Source organism: Rheinheimera soli (genome assembly GCF_031457405.1).
In the GTDB taxonomy this organism is placed as follows: Bacteria; Pseudomonadota; Gammaproteobacteria; order Enterobacterales; family Alteromonadaceae; genus Pararheinheimera; species Pararheinheimera soli_A.
The window spans coordinates 14,426-34,205 of record NZ_JAVDWR010000007.1 but is presented as its reverse complement, the minus strand read 5'-3'; the positions used below and the strand labels follow the sequence as shown (position 1 = coordinate 34,205).

13 protein-coding genes are annotated in these 19,780 nt (G+C 47.3%); 11 read left to right on the top strand and 2 right to left on the bottom strand.

Translation table 11 applies throughout. From position 1 onward, the window contains the following. Nucleotides 1-52 precede the first annotated feature (52 nt). Entirely contained in the window at nt 53-706 is a 654-nt protein-coding gene (gene psrA / locus J2W69_RS11675; RefSeq protein ID WP_310278498.1) for a TetR family transcriptional repressor PsrA, read from the top strand. A 22-nt stretch (nt 707-728) separates the two neighbouring features. After that, nucleotides 729-3,026 carry an acyl-CoA dehydrogenase gene (locus J2W69_RS11670; RefSeq protein WP_310278495.1) on the top strand — a complete coding sequence of 766 codons (2,298 nt, stop codon included), beginning with the start codon at nt 729-731 and terminating at the stop codon, nt 3,024-3,026. Between the two features lie 49 nt (nt 3,027-3,075). On the opposite strand, the gene J2W69_RS11665 is transcribed toward J2W69_RS11670, so the two are convergent. Further along, nucleotides 3,076-4,299: an amino acid deaminase gene (locus J2W69_RS11665; protein ID WP_310278493.1), complete on the bottom strand. Its 1,224-nt coding sequence runs from the start codon at nt 4,297-4,299 to the stop codon at nt 3,076-3,078. A 203-nt stretch (nt 4,300-4,502) separates the two neighbouring features. On the opposite strand from J2W69_RS11665, the gene J2W69_RS11660 reads away from it, so the two are divergent. From J2W69_RS11660 to J2W69_RS11625, 8 genes are all read left to right on the top strand, one after another. Next, on the top strand, nt 4,503-5,366 hold the full coding sequence (locus J2W69_RS11660) for a MurR/RpiR family transcriptional regulator (protein WP_008898767.1): 864 nt from the start codon (nt 4,503-4,505) through the stop codon (nt 5,364-5,366). A gap of 14 nt (nt 5,367-5,380) precedes the next feature. Further along, the gene (locus J2W69_RS11655; RefSeq protein WP_310278490.1) at nt 5,381-5,773 is read left to right on the top strand and encodes a RidA family protein; all 393 of its coding nucleotides are present in this window, start codon (nt 5,381-5,383) and stop codon (nt 5,771-5,773) included. A gap of 1 nt (nt 5,774) precedes the next feature. Then, nucleotides 5,775-7,277 carry a sodium:solute symporter family protein gene (locus J2W69_RS11650; RefSeq protein ID WP_310278488.1) on the top strand — a complete coding sequence of 501 codons (1,503 nt, stop codon included), beginning with the start codon at nt 5,775-5,777 and terminating at the stop codon, nt 7,275-7,277. A gap of 24 nt (nt 7,278-7,301) precedes the next feature. After that, entirely contained in the window at nt 7,302-8,756 is a 1,455-nt protein-coding gene (locus tag J2W69_RS11645) for a M81 family metallopeptidase (protein WP_310278485.1), read from the top strand. A gap of 138 nt (nt 8,757-8,894) precedes the next feature. Then, on the top strand, nt 8,895-11,336 hold the full coding sequence (locus J2W69_RS11640) for a TonB-dependent receptor domain-containing protein (protein ID WP_310278482.1): 2,442 nt from the start codon (nt 8,895-8,897) through the stop codon (nt 11,334-11,336). 18 nt (nt 11,337-11,354) lie between these two features. Next, nucleotides 11,355-12,530: a hypothetical protein gene (locus J2W69_RS11635; RefSeq protein ID WP_310278479.1), complete on the top strand. Its 1,176-nt coding sequence runs from the start codon at nt 11,355-11,357 to the stop codon at nt 12,528-12,530. A gap of 3 nt (nt 12,531-12,533) precedes the next feature. After that, nucleotides 12,534-13,991: a PepSY-associated TM helix domain-containing protein gene (locus J2W69_RS11630; protein WP_310278476.1), complete on the top strand. Its 1,458-nt coding sequence runs from the start codon at nt 12,534-12,536 to the stop codon at nt 13,989-13,991. Further along, complete coding sequence (locus J2W69_RS11625) at nt 13,992-14,318, top strand: hypothetical protein (protein WP_310278473.1); 327 nt, start codon at nt 13,992-13,994, stop codon at nt 14,316-14,318. A 45-nt stretch (nt 14,319-14,363) separates the two neighbouring features. Here J2W69_RS11625 and J2W69_RS11620 read toward each other — a convergent pair whose 3' ends face one another. Beyond that, on the bottom strand, nt 14,364-16,703 hold the full coding sequence (locus J2W69_RS11620; protein WP_310278471.1) for a beta-N-acetylhexosaminidase: 2,340 nt from the start codon (nt 16,701-16,703) through the stop codon (nt 14,364-14,366). Nucleotides 16,704-16,977: 274 nt separating this feature from the next. Here J2W69_RS11620 and J2W69_RS11615 point away from each other — a divergent pair, with 274 nt between their 5' ends. Then, a complete protein-coding gene (locus J2W69_RS11615; protein WP_310278468.1) occupies nt 16,978-19,653 on the top strand; it encodes a TonB-dependent receptor in 2,676 nt (891 codons plus the stop codon). Nucleotides 19,654-19,780: the final 127 nt, after the last annotated feature.

Below are 19,780 nucleotides of genomic sequence, written 5' to 3'. Positions count from 1 at the left end.
TGTTTTTTTTCAAACGTACATTTCAAACAAGTGTTTTAATTTAGTCAGGGCTATGGTTAATAAAACAACAACTCAGGACAAAATTCTGGATGCCGCAGAGCAGCTTTTTGCTTCTACCGGTTTTGCCGATACCTCACTTCGGCAAATTACCGGTATGGCACAAGTGAATCTGGCGGCTGTGAACTATCATTTTGGTTCAAAAAAAGAGCTGATCCAGTCGGTATTGCAACGCTATTTGTCGGTGTTAATGCCACGATTGGATCAGGAGTTCAGCCAGTTACTGGCCTGTCAGAAACAAAATGATTTAACAGCAGTGCTGTCGGTGTTTATCAAACCTTTGCTGGAATTAAATAAAGTTCAGCATCACGGCACCCGGATGTTTTTACAGCTGCTGGGCCGGGGTTATACCGATGTACAGGGCCACTTGCGCTGGTTTTTTAATCATCACTATGGCCGTACTCTGGATAAATTTGTGTTGCTGGTACAGCAGGCTTGCCCTGATTTACCAGCCAGTGAAATCTTCTGGCGTTTGCATTTTTCCCTCGGCACTGTGGTGTTTACCATGGCATCCAATCAGGCTTTACAGGAAATTGCAGCGGCAGATTTTAATGAAAATGTAGAAATAGAAGGCGTGATCCACAGGCTGATCCCTTATTTAGCCGCTGGTATAGCGTTACCTTTAACTTTATCCGGTCAAACTCACTAATCTTTTTGGAAAGGACCTTTATATGTCAATTTTGATCCTGCTGCTGGTGGTGTTGATTGTTGTGCTCGGTGTAGCCGACATTCGACGTAACCTTATTACCAAACCTGTGTTTGGTATTTTTAAGAAAATTTTACCGCCACTGTCTGACACTGAACGCGAAGCGATGGAAGCGGGCGATGTGTGGTGGGATGGTGACTTATTCCAGGGTAAACCAGACTGGAAAAAGCTGCACGCTATTCCAAAAGCACAATTGTCTGCAGAAGAGCAGGCCTTTATGGACAATGAAGTAGACACCTTGCTGAAGATGCTGGATGACTACAAAATTGTGCAGGAACAACGTGATTTACCGCCTGAAGTCTGGCAGTACATCAAGGACAACGGCTTTTTTGCGATGATTATTCCAAAAAGCTACGGTGGCCGTGAATTCTCAGCTATTGCTAACTCAACTATTGTGTCCCGCATCGCCACCCGCAGCTTAACTGCTGCTGTAACCGTGATGGTGCCTAACTCTTTAGGCCCGGGCGAGCTTTTAATGCATTACGGTACCCAAGAGCAAAAAGACCGCTGGTTACCAGGCTTAGCTGCAGGTAAAGAAGTGCCTTGTTTTGCCTTAACAGGCCCTGAAGCAGGTTCGGATGCCGGTGGTATTCCGGATACTGGTGTGATTTGTAAAGGCCAGTTTGAAGGTCAGGAAGTACTGGGTATCCGCCTGAACTGGGATAAGCGTTATATCACGCTGGCACCAGTGGCGACTGTATTAGGTCTGGCGTTTAAGCTGTATGACCCTGAAAACCTGTTAGGCGAAAGAACTGAACTGGGTATCACTTGTGCTTTGATCCCAACCAGCCATGAAGGTGTTGAAATTGGCGATCGTCATTTCCCAATGAATATGGCCTTTATGAATGGTACAACTTACGGTAAAGACGTATTTATTCCTATTGACTGGATCATCGGTGGCCCGGATTACGCAGGTCGCGGCTGGCGTATGCTGGTGGAATGTTTGTCAGCAGGCCGTGGTATTTCTCTGCCTGCTCTGGCGACAGCCACAGGCCATTTAGCTACCCGTATGACAGGTGCGTACTCTTATGTGCGTCAGCAGTTTGGTATGGCCATTGGCAAGTTTGAAGGGGTGCAGGAAAGTTTAGGCCGTATTGGTGCTTATACCTACAGCTTAGAAGCGATGCGGGTGATGACTGCCGGTGCTATCGACTTAAACCTGAGTCCTTCAGTAGTGACTGCTATTGCCAAGTACCATATGACGGAAATGTCCCGTACTTTGTTAAACGACGCTTTTGATATTCACTCAGGCCGCGCTATTCAGGTCGGTCCAAAAAACTATCTGGCGCACGGTTATATGGGTATTCCTATTTCTATTACTGTAGAAGGTGCCAATATCTTAACCCGTAACCTGATGATTTTTGGTCAGGGTGCAACCCGTTGTCATCCATATGTATTGCAGGAATTAGAAGCTGCAGCTAATCCAAACGCTGAAGAGGGTTTACAGCAATTCGACAGCCTGCTGATCAAACACATTGGTTTTGCCTTAGGTAATACTTTCGGTGCTTTGTGGCAGGGTTTAACTTTAGGTTGCTTTAACTCCAGCCCTGTGTCTGGCGAAACTGCTAAATACTACAAACAGTTAAGCCGTATGAGCCGTGCTTTGGCCTTAAGTGCTGATTTTTCCATGCTGATGTTAGGTGGTGATTTAAAACGTAAAGAAATGCTGTCGGCCCGTTTAGGCGACGTGTTAAGCCACTTGTATATCGCCTCTGCTGTACTTAAGTTTTATGAAGACAATGGCCGTCAGGTGGCAGACTTACCTTTTGTGCGTTACTCCATCGAACGTAACCTGTTTGAAATTGGTAAAGCTTTTTCTGGTTTTTTCCAGAACTTCCCAAGCGCAGTAGTTGCCCGTTTATTAAAAACGCTGGTGTTCCCTTTTGGTATTGGTTACAAAATGCCAGCCGATGCGGTGACTCAGGACATTTCTGATGCTCTGTTAAAACCTGGTGTTATTCGTGACCGTTTAACTCACTTGTGTTTTATTGGTGAAGGCGATGAAGACCCAACAGGCTTAATGGAATCGGCCTTTATTGCAGTGCATCAGGCTCAGCCAATCATGAAGAAGATTTACGCCGCACAAAAACAAGGCACAGTGCCACGTAAAATTCCAATGGAGCAGCTGATTGCCAAAGCCTTGGAAATCAATGTGATTAATGCAGATGAAGCGAAGCAACTGGTACGCATGAACGAATTACGTTTCAGCTCTATCAGTGTCGACAGCTTTAAGCCTGGTGTGTTGTCCAAACACTCTTTATAAGCTGTTGCTTTAGCTAAAAAGCCAGTCGCAAATGACTGGCTTTTTTGTTTTAAAAAAACGTATCCACCTCTTCCAGCAAGTTATAGTTCTCGTCGACCAGCCACAAAGTTCGCCACTTATCAAAAGTTAAGCAGGGATGTGAAGTGCTCAAAAGCAGGATGTCGCCAATCTGTGGCAGAATCGTTTCGTCATAAGACCAGAACGCATGTTGGTCCATCACTTTGATGGTTTCACAGTGCTGTAGTTGATTGGTCAGCAACTCGCCATGCCGATACAAAGCTACGGCTTGAGGCAAACCTGCATCAAAAGCCGCGTCTCTTTTACCAAAACCTAAAACGGCAAGGCCAGGTTCTGGCAAGGACTGCACATAAACCGCCAGTTCCAGCGCATTTTGTAAGTCCTCTCCAAGTGAGCAGGCAAGAGTGCTGCGTGCCAGTACCTGCTTTTGCGCTTGCTGATAAATTCCCTGGTCGTGACTGATATAACAACCCGGCCTTAACACCAGTTTGATTTGTTCTGGCAAAGCCGCTGCGCTAAGCTCTGCGGCCACTACGTCATACCAGACTGAACCTGCACCGCTGATGAGTTGTGTGGCATGTTGCAGCAACTGGTGTTTTATAAAGTGGTGCATCAGCTGTACGGCTTGCCTGACCAAATGCCGGACACCCTGTTCTGGTTCAGGCCCTTTAATGACGCCTTCATAAAATTCGATACCCGCCAGTTGCACTGCAGCTAAGGTGTTGATTTGATGCGCCAACGCCATCACGTCTTTTTCTGTACGGCAACCACAACGACCACCTTGTACACCAAGCTCGATCAGCAGTGCTAAATCCAACTGCAGCGGCTGGAAAAAATCCGACAGCGCTTGCACCTGAGCCGGATGGTCGACACAGACAAAGACATTCGTGCCTTGTTGCAGCAGCTTTGCTACTACCGCCATATTGGCCTTACCCACCAATTGATTGGCAAGAATAATATGGCGGGCTCCTGCATTGGCCGCAATTTGCGCCTGATAGGCGGTCGCCACTGTTAAACCCCACGCACCAGCAGCAAGCTGCTGCTGAAACAACCAGGGCGTCATGCTGGTTTTACCATGAGGGGCCAGTAGTACTTTGCTTTGATTGGCAAAGCTTTGCATCCAGTTCAGGTTATGGCGGATGGCTTGCTGTTTCAGCACTGCAGCAGGCAGACAAATATCCTGTTGCACTAGATTTAGCCCCTTTGATTGAGGCAAGGGATTGGCTGATTTATGCTTGATACTTTGGTACTTCATAACATTCACCTGTAAGTTATGTAATTTTTTCACTATAGCATTGCGGGTAAATTACTGTAATAGCGCCATATTGATATTTACTTTCATTTTAATTTGGTACAAAGTAACTTTATTGATCGGCGTTGTGTTACTTGTAATCTTGTTACATAGTAACTGTTTTTCCAGAACGAAAGCCTCTGAATTAAAGTGGTCAGGATAAAAATATGAGTTATGAAATTGATGTGTTATCGCGGATCTCTGAACGTTTTGTTGAGATGAGTGAGTCTGAGCAGCGGGTGGCTCAGCTGATCCTCGACAATGTAAAAGCTGCCACTGAAATGAGTATTGCAAAATTATCTGAGCAGGCTGGTGTCAGCCAGGCCACAGTCACCCGTTTCGCCCGCACAGTGGATTGCAAGGATGTGCGGCAGCTCAAAGTGAAACTGGCGCAGTCTTTAGCTGTGGGGCAACGTTTCGTCGAAGAAACCCCGGATCTGGATGGTATTCAGGGCGTATACGAAGCTATTAAAAACACTCTGGATTTAAGCCGTAAATTGCTGGTAGAAGCAGACATTAAACTGGCCGTCAGTTACTTACAAAACGCCAGAATGATTTTTTGTATCGGTATGGGCGGTGGCTCGTCCATTGGTTCACAAGAGCTGCAATACCGTTTATTCCGTTTTGGTATGCCGGTCTGCAGTTATCAGGATGGTTTATTAACTCGCATGGTGGCAGCTGCTGTCGAGCCACAGGATGTGATGGTGGCGATTTCACTGACAGGCAACACAGGTGAAATTATTGATTCAGCCGCTATTGCCCGCCAGTACGGTGCCAAGGTGATCGCTATCACTAAACCGGGTTCTGCTTTGGCGAACAACGCCGACATAGTACTGGGCTTGCAGGCGCCGGAAACCGATTTCATCTACAAACCCTCAGCCTCACGTTACGCCATGCTGGCCATTATTGATGTGCTGGCCACTGAAGTCGCCAAGCTGAATAAACGTAAATCACGGGACAAATTACGCCGGGTGAAATTGTCGCTCGACAGCAGCCGTGGTGGTGACGAACGTCAGCCTTTAGGTGATTAACTGCAGGATAAAAGATGAGTATTAAGCGATACGGTATTGATGAAAGCACGGGCACAGGCGGCCAGCGCTTACCTTTTGCCAAAGCGGTAGAAGCAGGTGGCTGGTTGTATGTGTCAGGCCAGACTCCTATGCGTGATGGTGAAGTGGTGGAAGGTGGCATAGTGGAGCAATCAAAACTTGCTATTCAAAACTGCATCGACATTATGCACAGTGCAGGTTATGAGCTTGCTGATGTGGTGCATGTCAAAGTCTATCTGACTGACGCCCGTTATTTCAGCAGCTTTAATCAGGTGTTCCGTCAGGTGTTTGCTGACGCACCACCAGCCAGGGTGTGTGCTGTGACCGACTTAGTGGTCGATTGCAAAGTGGAAGTGGATTTAACCTGCTATCGCAAAGACCGGAGCTAAGATGGACAGCAGATATTTTTTAGCGGGATTTGCGTTATATCTGCTGATTATGATTGGTATCAGTTATCTGGTCTCCCGTCGCCAACAGAGCAGCGAAGATTTTTTACTGGCAGGGCGCAAAGTCTCAGGTGGCCTGACCTTTGGGACCACTGTCGCCACTATGATTGGCACTGGCACCAGTATGGGCGCTGTGGGTTTTGCTTATACCCATGGTTGGAGTGGCATGCTCTATGGCATAGGTGGTGCTGTTGGTATTTTATTAACCGCCTGGTGGTTTGCGCCGCTGCGGCAAATGCGTTTTATGACGATGAGCGAAGAGCTGAGTTATTACGTCGGCGCTAATACCTGGGTGAAAAATGGCAGCGCAGTACTGATTTTCCTCGCTTCTTTAGGCTGGTTGGGCGCTCATATTATTGGTGGTGCTTTGTATTTATCCTGGGCCACCGGTATTGAGATGTTCTATGCCAAATTATTAATTGCAGTGGCTTTTACTTTTTACGTGATGATAGGTGGCTATAAAGCTGTGGTCTGGACTGACAGCCTGATGGCGATAGTGCTGTTCAGCGGTTTTTTGCTGATGAGTTATTTTGCCCTGGAAGCCGTTGGTGGCCTGAGTTCGGTCTGGCAAAGTGTAATTACCGCTCAGCAAAAAGGGCAGATGAAACAAATGGAACTGTTACCTGCCATTTCGTTATCTGCCGTAGTGGCCGTTGGCGTGCTGGCCACGCCTTCATTCCGACAGCGTATTTATTCAGGACGCAGTGTACAAAGTGTGCGGCGCTCATTTGTGTTTGCCGGAGTTTTGTATCTGCTGTTTGCTGCTTTGCCAGCTTTGATCGGTATTTCAGCCCGAATGCTGGCACCTGATTTAGCCAATCATCAGTTTGCGTTTACCACTGTAGCCGTCATGACCTTGCCCGCTGTCTTTGCCATGCTGGTGCTGCTGGCTGGCTTATCTGCCACTTTATCTTCCGCCAGTTCTGACTCTATTGCCGCAGTCTCGGTATTGATCCGTGATTTATATCAGACGGCCACAGGGCGTATGCCAAAAGCGGAGTCCGCGATTTTGTATTCCCGCATCGCTGTGATGATGGTGTCTGTATTGGCCTTGCTGCTGGCGCTGATGTCGAATGATTTAATACGTTATATCACAGGCATGATTGCGACTTTAATGTCTGGCATCTTTGTGATTGCCTTACTGGGACGTTTTTGGTTGCGGCTGAGCTGGCAAGGTGCCTTAGCCGCTTTGTTTGGTGCAGTTGTTACTTCGGTTGTGATGTTAAATCACCCCAACTGGTTAGCGTTTTGGGGTAATCCTTGTTTACCTGCATTGGCCGTGTCTTTAAGCCTGGCTTGTATTGTCAGTCTGCTGAGCCAGCCATCAGCAGTGAGCAGGCAACAAGGGTTGGACAGTATCACCAGACAGCGGGAAGGATTGCCTGAGCTTTCAGGCTCTGCACCTGTGGAAAAAAGCAGCTCATCCCCATTTTCCCGGCAATCTTAAGTCATCATAAGTAACAGAGGCTTTATGCGTATTTTTACGGCGTCGCTGGCGACAGAAACCAATACTTTCTCACCTATGTATACCGACTTAGTGAGCTTTTACCAAAGTTTTTATGCACCGCCCGGCCAGCATCCTGTGACACCCACCTTATGCAGCGCCCCGCTGGTTGCGTGCCGCGAATATGCGCAGCAGCATTCTGCTGTGGAGGTGATTGAAGGTACTTGTGCCTGGGCTGAACCTGGGGGGTTATTAAACCGCTTGTCGTATGAGCATTTACGCGATGAAATTTTGATGCAACTCGAAGCTGCTATGCCTGTGCAGTTGGTTGTATTGGGTCTGCATGGTGCCATGGTGGCGCAGGGTTATGACGACTGCGAAGGCGATTTCCTCAGCAGGGTCAGGGCCATAGTAGGGCCGCAGGCTGTGATTGGTGCAACGCTGGACCCTCATAGTCATCTCACTGACTTACGTTTAGCGTCGGCCGATTTGCTGATCGCCTTTAAAGAGTTTCCTCATCTGGATTTTATGGCCAGAGCCCGCGAACTGGTTTACCTGGCCGTAGCCGCAGCGCGTGGCGACATTAAACCTGTGATGAGCTGTTTTGATTGCCGCATGATTGATGTTCTGCCGACCAATCATGAACCAATGAAATCTTTTATTGAAAAAATTTGCCAGCTTGAACAAGATCACTACGCCTTATCTATTTCGGTGATCCATGGGTTTATGGCCGGAGATGTGCCGGATATGGGATCTAAACTGCTGGTGATCACAAATAACGACGCCACACAGGGCGAGGCTTTGGCCCGGCAGTTAGGTTTAGAGCTGTTTTCCTATCGCGGTCAGACCTTACCGCAATTTTATGATATAGCCACAGCTTTGGATCAAGCAGAACAACTGCAGGGTACTTTGGTGCTGGCTGATGTCTGGGATAACCCGGGCGGCGGAGTGGCGGGGGACGGCACTTTAATTTTGCACCAAATGATCAAACGCCAGTTGCAGCAAGTCGCAGTAGGGACTATTTGGGATCCGATGGCGGTCAAACTCTGCTTTGCAGCTGGAGAAGGGGCCGAAATTGAACTGCGCTTTGGCGGTAAAAGTTGTGCCAATGCGGGAGCGCCTATAGACAAAACTGTCAGAGTACTGCGCTTAAAGGCCGATGCACAGCAGGAGTTTGCCGACAGCCTGGTGCCTATGGGCGATTGTGCTCTGATCAGCTTTGATGGCATTGAGGTGATCCTCAACAGCAACAGATGTCAGTCCTTTGACCCGAGTTTATTCCGGGCTTTAGGCATTGAACCTAGTCATTACAAACTGCTGCTGATCAAATCCACCAACCATTTTTATCAGGGTTTTGCACCTTTGGCGTCGCATATTATTTATGTCGACGCAGGGGCGCCTTATCCCAGCGACCCGACCCGTAATGCCTATAAAAAGTTAAGCCGACCTGTCTGGCCTGTGGTGGCAGCGCCTTTTGATTAAAGCCAGTTGAACTTGCTCTGCTCTGTTTAGCTAATTAAAAGTGCAAGCCTGGTAATTCAATTTTCGTTATTACATATTGGCTAAAACACTAATGTGATCAATAATGCGAACCATTTTTAATAGCATGCGGATCGGGGAATGAAGTTTTCAGTTGTACATTTGTTGGTAATAGGCGCCAGTCTGGGTCTGCCTGTTGCTGAAGCCAATAGTCAGGCAAGAGACAATGCCTCAAGCAAGCTTATGTTTTCAAATGAGTTAAAGACTTTTAATATTAGCCCGGCCTCTTTGGATTTAGTGCTACAGCAGTTTGAACTTGAAACCGGAATACGGATCAGTTATCCACAATCTCTGGTTGACCGTCGCTTTAGTCGTGGCGCTCAGGGTAGCTACAGCACTGAGCAAGCCTTAAAGCGCTTATTGTCTGGCACAGGTATCACTTTTAAGCTCAACGCTGCAGGTGCACTTCAGTTGGAAGCCCTGCCAGAAAACCCCGCCGATGATATTCCACATATCGAAATATTGGGCTTTTATGACGAATCCAGAGAAAGACAGAATCTGGCGTCGGCCAAAATTGTGATTGGTTCTGAAGAATTACAAAGCTTCGCTGACGCAAGTATGGGTGAAGTCATACGCAGAATGCCTTCTGTCAGTTTTGGTGGCCCACCTGGCGAAAATAACGATGCCAGACTAAGGGGGCTGCACAAAGATTACACTCAGATATTAATTGATGGTCGTCCGGTACCAGGGCGCGACTTTGCTATAGATCAAATTCCGGCAAGCCAGGTCGAAAGGGTGGAAATTATTCGCTCTACTACTGCGAATATCGATTCTCAGGGGATAGCTGGTGCCGTCAATATAGTAATGAAAAAAGTACCTGCAGTGTCCAGCACTAAATGGAAGTTAGGTGTAGGCAGCATGCCAAAAGTGCCGGGTACAGATGACACGGGGCAAGTCAGTTTATCGCACAGTGGTAAAACCGTTGGTTTTGGTTACAGCCTCAATGCCAGTGCGCAGCAGCGCCTTGGTTATCGCACAAAAGACCGGAAAGATTACAGCGATGACAGCTTGTCACGATTAACCAACCGGGAACAGGATGAAGAAGTCCGCCAGCATGATGAATTAGCCTTGTCATCAAGGTTGGAATGGCAGTTGTCGGCTGACAGTGTTTTACAGTTTGATCCAAAGTTTATCCGCTCAAATGAAGATAAAGAAAGGCACAGATTTAAAAAAGCAGATCTGACTGACCAGGAGCGAATGGATGCCAGTAACAACAGGGACTATTTGGCAGCGGATTTAATCTGGCAGCGTACTTTGTCCGATAGCCTGCAGATGAAATGGTACGGCAATGTCCAGCAAAAAGAAGAGCATAAACAGCAAACGGACCTGAAAGGTAAAGCCAATGAAACGGCTGATAAGCTGAAATTTGCAACAGGATCTGACACTTTGCTGGACGAAAGCAGTGTAAGTATTGGCAACAATTGGGATTGGATTGCCTCTGAGCGTCATAGCTGGGATTTTGGCCTGGAGTTGCTTCGCTCCCAGTGGGATCAAAATAAACAAAGTTGGAAAAAGGCAGATCAGTCGGACCTCCTTTACCAGTCAGCTAAAGTAGAAGAACAAAAAGTATCAGGTTATTTGCAGCATGAGTTCTATCTGAATGAAAGCCATATAGTCACAACCGGCGGCCGTCTTGAGCATGTGAGCGGTGATGCGGATTATCAGAACAACGCGGCGACGCTGACGGACGACCTGCATTTTAACCCTTCAGTCCATTGGCTCTATAAGTTGGCAAGCAATACCAATCTGCGTACCAGTGTATCGCGAAGCATTAAAAGGCCTAAGTTTGACGATTTGGTTCCTTTAACTGATATGAAAAGCGGTACTTTGTCTGATCCAGATAAAATGGGTAACCCAGATCTTAAACCTGAAAAAGCCTGGGGCGCAGAAAGCAGTGTGGAACATTACTTTGATGAAAAAGGTGGCGTGGTCACTGCTAACTTATTTGTAAGGAAAATGACCGACCTGGTTGAATCTGTAACTTTTTTTGATGAAACAGAGCAACGATGGATCACTATGCCGGTGAACCGGGAAAAAGGTAAGTTCTGGGGGCTGGAGTTAGATGGCTCGAAAAAACTGGATCAGTTTGGACTAACAGGGTTGACGTTACGGGGCAATTATTCATGGCTCAGATCCTCTACATTTGATGAATTTAGCGGCGTAGACAGACCCATTAACGAACAGCCAAATTACATTATGAATGCCGGCTTTGATTACAACCTTGATGCACTGAACAGCCAGTTTGGCATGAGTTACAACAGGGTGGGTTCATCAGAAAAACACGATTTGCGTGGCAATGACAAAAGAGTACAGAAACAGGCACCGTCCCACTACCTTGATACGTTCTGGAACTGGAAAATAACCTCTGATCTGAATTTGAGACTGAGTGCAGTTAATTTGCTGGAAATTGAAAAAAACCGGCCAAGAACGACCACAGATGCAGATGGCAAAGTTGTGATGTTTGAGCAAGAAGACGAAAAATCGGCCCGTAGCTTCCAAGTGACCCTTGAAGGTAAGTTTTAACATCAGGAGAAACACAATATGAAATTTTCTAGCATTACTGCGTCATTCTGTTTAGTTGGTCTGCTGTCAGCCACAACAGTGCAGGCTCATACAGACCATCGGCTTGAGCGAGCTTTACAGCAAGACCCGGTAAAAACCGGCCAGGTATTCCAGCAAGCAAGCGTATTAGCTCAACTTGCTAATTTATATAAAGAAGTTGGTGATGAAGCAAACTACAAGCTATTACTGAAAAAATCTGAGGCCCTTCAGCCAACTGTGGCCGACAGTTATGTTCAGCAGTACCTTAAAGGCCATACTGCCAATGAAATTGCCTCAAGCGGCGATTTTACCCAGGCTCTGGCAGTGTTGGACAGTATCAGCGATACCGAAGTATGGATAAAAACTGCGTGGAAGATATCTGCCAAACTGGCTAAAGCCGATAAGCAGGATCAGACCCGTCAACTGCTTGAACAATGTATCAAAAAGGCCCATGCGGTGCCTGAGCTGGAGTTGCGTTCAGAGTTAATTTCTGGCACTGGCGCCAGCTTTCGTTATCTGGAACCAGAACAGGGTGTTGCTTTAGTTTATGAGGCCTTTGGTATAGCTCAAAGTCTGACTGACCCTTATGAACGTGCACTGCATTTTAATGAAACAGGTGCCCACCTGATGGACATTAAACACAAAGCCCGTGCTTTGGCTGTGTTTGATGAAGTGCTGACCATAGTGCCGCAAATTGAAGACAAGCTGCAAAAAACTCAGGTGCTGGTCATGCTTGGTGGTGAGCAAGCGGAAAAAGGTGAGCGGGTCAGAGCTGCTCAAGCCTTGGATCAAGCCTGGGAAATTGCAGCCAGTTTACCTGCTTCTGAAGAAAGTTATGCGGTACAAAGCGAAATAGCCCGTAATTATGGCCAGAGCTATCAGTATGACAAAGGTATTCGGGTGGCAGAACAGATCAAAGACCCTTATCACGCCGCTGAGGGTTATATCCGTATTGCAAAAAACATGTACAAGCAAAAGGCTGGTGATGCTACTGCGTTACTGCAAAAGGCTGAGTTGTTAGTTGCAGCAATACAAGACCCGTATCAGCAGGCTGTTGTGCTGCGTAAAGTGGCCTCAGAATATATGACGATGAAAGACGAAGCTAAAGTACGGCATTTATTAGCGCAGGCGCTGCAAAGCAGCAATAAACTGAACCTGGCTTCTAAGGTAAACTAAGCAATGCAGCGGCATCATTTCGAACTACATCAGTTTTTTGCTGCCGCTTTTGGTTTTTTGCTGTTGCTGCTGTCTGTTAGCGGCACTATGGCGGTATATAAAACAGAGCTGGCACTTTGGGTTGCCGGACCAGACCGCGCTGCTTGTCCAGTCAACACAATACCGCAAGCTGTGTTGCAGCATGCTGCTGATCCGCAGGTCAGACGACTCACTTTGCCAGGTTATGATTCATCGTATTATCAACTGAAATACCGTGATGGTTCTGTTCTGCAGTTTGATCGCTGCAGCCAGGCTGCAAACCGCAGCGGTCAGGTATTGTCCACCTTTCTGGTTGAACTGCATACCAGATTCTTCTTCGGCCATGAAGGCCGTTGGGTGATTGGTTTTATCGCTGTGGCCATGCTGATGAGTCTGATCAGTGGTTTGTTGAGTCTCAAAAAGCCATGGAGCCAGTATGTACGTGCAGGAGCCTGCAAAAAGCAAGGACGAAGTGCATGGGCTTTGTGGCATAAACGGCTGGGCCTGCTCAGCTTACCAGCATTAGTGTTGTTCGCAGTGACCGGAATTTGGTTGGGCTTGTATGGGCTGATCATTCCGACAGTATCTCTATGGTCCAGCGAGCCTGCGCCTGTAATTTCGGCAAAGGTTACTGTGCCAGCCTTACCTGCTGGTAAGTCAGCACATGAGTATGCACTTGAATTAAGTGCTAGGCATTTTCCTCAGTTAACCCCAGTGTTTATTGAGCAGAAATTTGCAGCTGAAAAACTGGTACAGTTGAGCGTCAGAGGAGATAACCCCGGTTCATTGGTGCAACGCCACCGCAGTGGCGTCGATTACGACATCAAGAAGTCAACTTTGACTCTCATCGATCCGAGCACAGTCAGCCTGCTTAAGCGCAAAGAATTGATGATGATGCCTTTGCATTTTGGCGATTGGGGCTCATCTGGTGCAGTATCTCAGTTGGTGAAACTACTTTATATGCTGCTAGGTTTATCTTGTATTGCCATAATGAGTGCAGGTTTGTGGTTATGGGCATTTCGTCGTCAGCGTTATAGCGGTTGGCTCAGCGCTCCCTCATTTTGGCCCGGCAGACTAGTGTTTGCCAGTAGCGCGGCTTTTGCGCTGACGTTACTTGCCAGCCCTTTTATTGCAAAATGCCTGTTGTTTTTTGCTGTAGACATTCAGCAAACCGCTTTTTACACTGTCATTGGGAGTTGTCAATTGGTGTTAGTTGCAATGATGCTGCTCACCCGAACATCTTTTAGATGTGCCTGTTGGTGTACTGTGATGCTGGCCGTTGCGTCAATACTGCTTGGGATCAGCAGCGCAGAGTGGTGGCACGGATTTCATGTGTTTTTAATGCTTTGCATCCTTAGTGCGGTGATCGCCTTACATCGCTCTTACAGCCATTCAGCAATAGATGATCCTGCAGCAGTGACGATTGACGCTGAGGTAAACTGAATGTTGGTTTACCTGAAACTCTTTTGTACAGCGATACTGACCAGCCATAGTTATTATCTTTTTCTCGCTTCGAGAAGCAGCAAAGATGCTGTTTTACAATCGATATCTTGTGGCGGACTATTATGTGCTCTGACGCTTTGGTTGGCGTTAATGACGTATAGCCATTATAAACATTTTTCTTTTTTATTGAGCCTCGCAGCCACTGCAATGCTGCTGGCGATGTATTGGACCACGGCAGCAACCCACACTTTATTCTGGCTTGTTTTGGCTGGTTTTATCTTCTTAATCCAAAGTACGAACCTGACCCGGAAGCCGTCTGAAAACTGACATTCAGGATTGAATTCGAGCTGAAGCGAAACGCTGTTTGTGTGCTCAGTCTGCGGCCTGAAGCAGAGCCAATATGGCTCTGTGCAGCGCTATCACCATCTCCTGCTGTATCGTCTCTGAGCTATCCAATTGTTGCCTTATTGTTTTGCGTTCTGCCACAGCAAGCGGCTGCCGGGCAGCAATATGCTCCAATAGTGCTAAACCTGACTGACAAAGTTGCCTCACCTGAAAAACAACTGCGGTAGCTGATAGTTCAGGCAGATCTGACAAGCGCTCAGCTGATAATTGCCACAGCTGAAGTTGGTGTTGCAGCTTCCTGAGTTGTTCAGGTTTTTCCTGCACAAGCCACAACGCAAGATCCTGCTCAAACTGGCGCATGGTTTTGTGTTCTGCCGGTAGAAAATCGACCAGTTGATTCAGCTGAGCCTGCTGATGGTAAAGCCCGGCCACAGATTTTTCATGCAAACGGTGGTAATAATGCGCAGGCTCCAGAGTTTCAGCCAGAGTCAGAAAATCGGCCAGATGGGATGCCGGTACCAGCTGTTTAAAGCCCTGAATTTGTTGTTGGCGGGTTTTTAAACCTATAAAGTCTTGCGCCCATAGTTGCACCAGCTCCATACGCTGATAAAAATCCTGCTCATTGTCGCGGCTTTTGGGCGACCAGAGCCGCTCAGCGACTGCAAAACCGTTGGGCCATAAGCGAATATCTATAATTTCAGGCGTGATCAATTCGCCCCATAAGGCGATTTCGCCTCCTAAAATCTGTTGTTGCGCCTGCGGACTCAGTGTTCTGCCAAAGTCGAGCGGTAAAGGGCGCTGCTCTGATCGTGCTACAGCCTGGCCTGTTAGCTGATAAGGCGCATTGCCTGTGACAAACTTGCCCTGAACAGTGTCGGTCAGTTGTAGCTGGGCTTTGACTGGTCCCATCCAGCTATCAAACTGAAAGCTTGTTTGGCGCCCGTTCACTTGCACCGCTTTGGCTTCAATCAGCATTTTGTCCGGAAACTGAATAAAAACACGCTCTGAGCCAGATATGAACTGCAGCAGATACAAAGTGCCAGTGACTGGCGAGCCTCTTTTACGTTCAAACTGGAAATTCCAGCCAGACCAGTGGTTGATATCAGCAGATTGTGGTGCTGAAACAGCATCAGGCAAGGGGTCATTGCGATAATGGAAAGCTGCGGTTTGTGGCTGATCCAGATAAAAGCCTGTTGATAAAATGGCGGCATGACCTTTTTCCGCGGCCTGAAATAAGGACTCTGTGCCACGCCAGGATTGCACCACCACAGAATCAGGCAGCTCATCATCCAGTACTTCGTCCCAGCCAATCATAGTCTTGCCCAGACTCTTTAATATGAGCTCAACACGACGATTAAAATAGGCCTGCAAAGCGCCAACATCAGCCAGCTTTTGCTGTTGCATAAAAGCCTGAACCGCTGAATTTTGTTGCCAGCGGTCCGGTAGCACTTCATCTCCCCCTATATGCAGGTAGGGATCCGGAAATACCTCTGCCACTTCAGAGAGAAGTTGTTGTAATAACACATAGACTTGTTCATTGGATGGATCTAATACCGCCGGATGCACACCCCAATGTATTTCAGCGACAGTGGGAGCCGGAGCTGTCATTAATTCCGGATAAGCCAGGCCCAAAGCCGTGGTATGGCCCGGCACATCTATTTCAGGCACCACTCGAATGCCTCGTTCTTTGGCATACAACACCAGTTCCCTTAATTCATCCTGAGTGTAATAGCCATCTTTGCCGCCCACTTGCTGCAGCTTTGGAAATACTTTGGATTCAAAGCGCCAGCCCTGATCGTCCGTTAAATGCAAATGCAGCACATTGAGTTTTACCGCCGCCATCAGATCCAGCTGACGTTTGATATCCGCAATAGGTAAAAAACGTCTGGCAGGGTCGAGCAATAAACCCCGCCAGCTAAAACGGGGTTCATCTTCAATGCGAAGGGCGGGTAGCACTGTTTTGTCTGAGTGGCGCTGAATAAGCTGCTGCAGAGTGTGCAGGCCATGTTTTATGCCTGTGGCATGACGGGCACTGAGCTGAATTTGCTTGCTGCTTATCTTCAGTTGGTAGGCTTCCGTTTGCTTTGCTGTAGTTGTTTTCGCTAAATCCAGCCGGATCAACAGCTGCGCTCCGTTGTGAGCTGTGAAATCCAGGTGGGTAGCAATAGCGCTTTGCTGAATAAATCGCTTCACTGCAGTTTTAAGCTCCGGCTGCCCGGCGGGGAGCTGCACTCTGAGTTTATCGGTAAACACAAACTCACCCTGGTGCAGCTCCAGCTGTTGTGGATAAGGCAATAAAGCCAATGGCTGTGCCCAGACAGGGCTTAGCCATAAAAACGCAAGGCAGAGGCAATACAAAATACGCATAAGTGCAAAGGGTTCTTGTTACTTGGTAACATATTAATAAGCAATAAAGAGATGCTTGTCTAGAATTAGATACTATATCGAACTGTTTTTTCATCAAATAATGTTTACTTTTTAATCTTGATGGTACAAAGTAACATTCGAGCTCGGGATTCGTGATAGTGATTTCGACTTCGCAGGGACAAAAAGAACAGCTTTGGTGTGAAAAGACAGCCTGCAGTATCTGTCATCATCGACCAAAGGCATAGATACAAAAATAATAGAAGAGACTAAAGCCATGTCTGGATTACTTAGCGGTTGCAACAAGAGCAGGATCAAAAGGGCACAACTGAGTCTGGCCATTTCGGCCGCACTTTTGGGAGCCAGCCCATTATTTGTTTTGGCACAAAATGACAGCGGTGTCATTGAGGAAAAAGAGGTAGAAAGAGATACTTTAGAAGTGATCAATGTGACCGCGACCCGCGATGTCACCAATTTAATGAAAACACCTTTGGCTGTTACAGCACTGGATCCTGAGACTCTGGTCAGAGAAAACGTCAAGTCGTTATCCGATTTAACCGGCATGATGCCCAATATTGAATTTGGTTTATCTGCAGCAGACTCGGGAGTGCAAATAGGTATTCGTGGTGTGACTTCCACCAACTTCACTGAAATTGGTGATCCTGCTGTAGGTGTGCATATTGATGGCATCTATTCACCCCGTCCTCAGGGATCTTTGGCCTTGATGTTCGACTTAGAACAAGTGGAAGTCTTGCGTGGAGCTCAGGGCACTTTATTTGGCCGTAACTCTACTGCTGGTGTGGTCAACGTGATCCCGGCTAAACCTGAGTTTGGTGAAAACTATGGCTGGTCGAATGTGCAGTTGGGGAACTACAGCGCTCAACAATTACGCAGTGTCTATAACTTTGGCGTCAGTGATACTTTTGCCTTTCGTGCGGCCTTGATGGTCGACAAAAGAGACGGTTACATTGATCAGGAACGCGATTTAACAGACCGTGGCATTAAAAGAAGCGACGGCTCCTTTACTCCGGACGGTTTACCTGATGTCGACCAGCGTTTAAATAAAGAAATAGGTCCGGAAGACTATTACACCAACTCGGATCAATGGGGCATGCGTCTGACCGGTTTATGGGCCATTGCCGACAATCAAAGCCTGACCCTGGGTTATGAGCATTACCAGAATAGTAGTGCTGGTGAAGTGGGTATGAAAGATTGTGAAGCAGTAGAGGGCACACGTTTTTCCTGTGGTGATAAAGGCCAGTGGTATGCCCTGGTAAACGTGCCCGGCATGATTGATATGAGCATTGATACGGTACGGCTGAAATATGGCTGGCAGGTGAATGACAATACCAATCTGGAATACCGTTTAGGTTATGCCGTGCAGCAAAGGGCGCAGAATCACGATGACGATGGTGGTATTCATCCACTGGAAGCTGACGTGGGAATTATGCAGGAGTGGGGCAACTGGGGCATGCAGCATGTGGTTGACAGAGCCACTTATACGCTGGATTCCAAATTCCGCTCTTATGTCAACGAGTTACAATTAAAACAGCGTTACGACAGCTTTAACTATGTTGCTGGTTTGTTTTGGTTAAAAGAAAAAAATGCCATTACTTTTGCTCAGGATAATCTGGTCGGCGCAGAGTTTGGTTTACCTGTAGGCCAGTTTTACGAGCAACCGGATCGGCAGATTGACTCTAAAGCTATTTTTACTCAGGCCAACTTTTTACTGACCGACAAACTAACTGCAACCGCAGGTTATCGTTATAGTCAGGATGAACGCTCTGACAATGCCGGCGCTACTTATGGCGGCTGGACAGCGGGTACCTGGTATTACAATGGCGCTTACACTCCGGGGGCTTTAGGTGTGACTACCCCTCATAACGGCACTGACCTGACTTTTGATATGGGTCCATTTGCCGGTAAAGATGCCTACGAAGGCATGACAGTCAATACCTACAAAAATGACTGGTCAGCCAGTACATGGCGTTTAGGTCTGCAGTATGACATTGATGAACGTCGGATGCTGTTTACCTCAGTAGCCACAGGCTACCGCCCTGGTGGTTTTGGTGACCGTTTTGATACCTGTGGTGGCCGTCCTTGTGCTGATCCTGACTTAACAAATTCAGAAGAGCGTTTCAGTTATCTGGATTACAAACCAGAACGCACCAAAAACTTTGAAGTAGGCTACAAAGGCAATCATTTTGATCAGAGGTTAAACTTCAGCGCTGTGTACTTTCTGACGAAATACACGGATATGCATTTCACTGATATGCATGCTGTGGGTATGAATATTCCGGCGCAAGCTTGTCCGGACTGGAATCCTGCCTGTGAAATAGTTAATGCCTGGAAAACAGAAAATATTGGTGAAGCGGATATTCAGGGGCTGGAACTGGAATTTACCGTGATCCCATGGTCTGGTGGTCGTCTCTCAGGTTTTGCGGCCTGGCTGGACAGTGAAATCACCTCGTATAAAACCTACAACGACAACTGGTTTTGTGGTTACAGAGCTGAGTTTGGTGCTGAAGCTTGTGCTCCTGTGTATCTGGGGGATGATCCGGAGATCAAAGGCCGGGCTATCTATGATGTAACAGGCCACAGCTTGCCACGTACCCCCAAATATTCGGTTGGTGTTAATTTGTCCCATGACTTTGAGATGGATGGTTATGTGGTTACACCATGGTTGGGTTTAAGCTGGAAAGACAAGCAGTACTTCACCCCACGTAATCTGGATAACAAAGTGATAGGCGACTATCAGGACGCCTATACCAATGTGAATGCTTCGGTGAAATTTGCGCCAACAGACAGCAGCTGGTACGTCGAGCTGTATGGCACTAATTTAAGTGACAATATAGTGAAAAACTGGATGGGGCAGGGAGCAACGGGTGGTTATACCTTTAACTCTTTTAACCCTCCACGTATGTATGGTGCGCGCTTGAATGTAAGCTATTAACAACCGGCCAATGCAGCTGAAACTTCAGGTTCAACGAGTGTAACCGGGTGATTAGTTTTTAATCCCACCAGAGCAGAGTGCAGCCTGCTCTGGTTCCTGAAATTCTAATCACCCGTCCTTTTCCTGC

Excerpts from the sequence above, each read along its gene's own strand:
- psrA (WP_310278498.1), top strand. The coding sequence starts at position 53 with ATGGTTAATAAAACAACAACTCAGGACAAAATTCTGGATGCCGCAGAG.
- J2W69_RS11670 (WP_310278495.1), top strand. The coding sequence starts at position 729 with ATGTCAATTTTGATCCTGCTGCTGGTGGTGTTGATTGTTGTGCTCGGT.
- J2W69_RS11665 (WP_310278493.1), bottom strand. The coding sequence starts at position 4,299 with ATGAAGTACCAAAGTATCAAGCATAAATCAGCCAATCCCTTGCCTCAA.
- J2W69_RS11660 (WP_008898767.1), top strand. The coding sequence starts at position 4,503 with ATGAGTTATGAAATTGATGTGTTATCGCGGATCTCTGAACGTTTTGTT.
- J2W69_RS11655 (WP_310278490.1), top strand. The coding sequence starts at position 5,381 with ATGAGTATTAAGCGATACGGTATTGATGAAAGCACGGGCACAGGCGGC.
- J2W69_RS11650 (WP_310278488.1), top strand. The coding sequence starts at position 5,775 with ATGGACAGCAGATATTTTTTAGCGGGATTTGCGTTATATCTGCTGATT.
- J2W69_RS11645 (WP_310278485.1), top strand. The coding sequence starts at position 7,302 with ATGCGTATTTTTACGGCGTCGCTGGCGACAGAAACCAATACTTTCTCA.
- J2W69_RS11640 (WP_310278482.1), top strand. The coding sequence starts at position 8,895 with ATGAAGTTTTCAGTTGTACATTTGTTGGTAATAGGCGCCAGTCTGGGT.
- J2W69_RS11635 (WP_310278479.1), top strand. The coding sequence starts at position 11,355 with ATGAAATTTTCTAGCATTACTGCGTCATTCTGTTTAGTTGGTCTGCTG.
- J2W69_RS11630 (WP_310278476.1), top strand. The coding sequence starts at position 12,534 with ATGCAGCGGCATCATTTCGAACTACATCAGTTTTTTGCTGCCGCTTTT.
- J2W69_RS11625 (WP_310278473.1), top strand. The coding sequence starts at position 13,992 with ATGTTGGTTTACCTGAAACTCTTTTGTACAGCGATACTGACCAGCCAT.
- J2W69_RS11620 (WP_310278471.1), bottom strand. The coding sequence starts at position 16,703 with ATGCGTATTTTGTATTGCCTCTGCCTTGCGTTTTTATGGCTAAGCCCT.
- J2W69_RS11615 (WP_310278468.1), top strand. The coding sequence starts at position 16,978 with ATGTCTGGATTACTTAGCGGTTGCAACAAGAGCAGGATCAAAAGGGCA.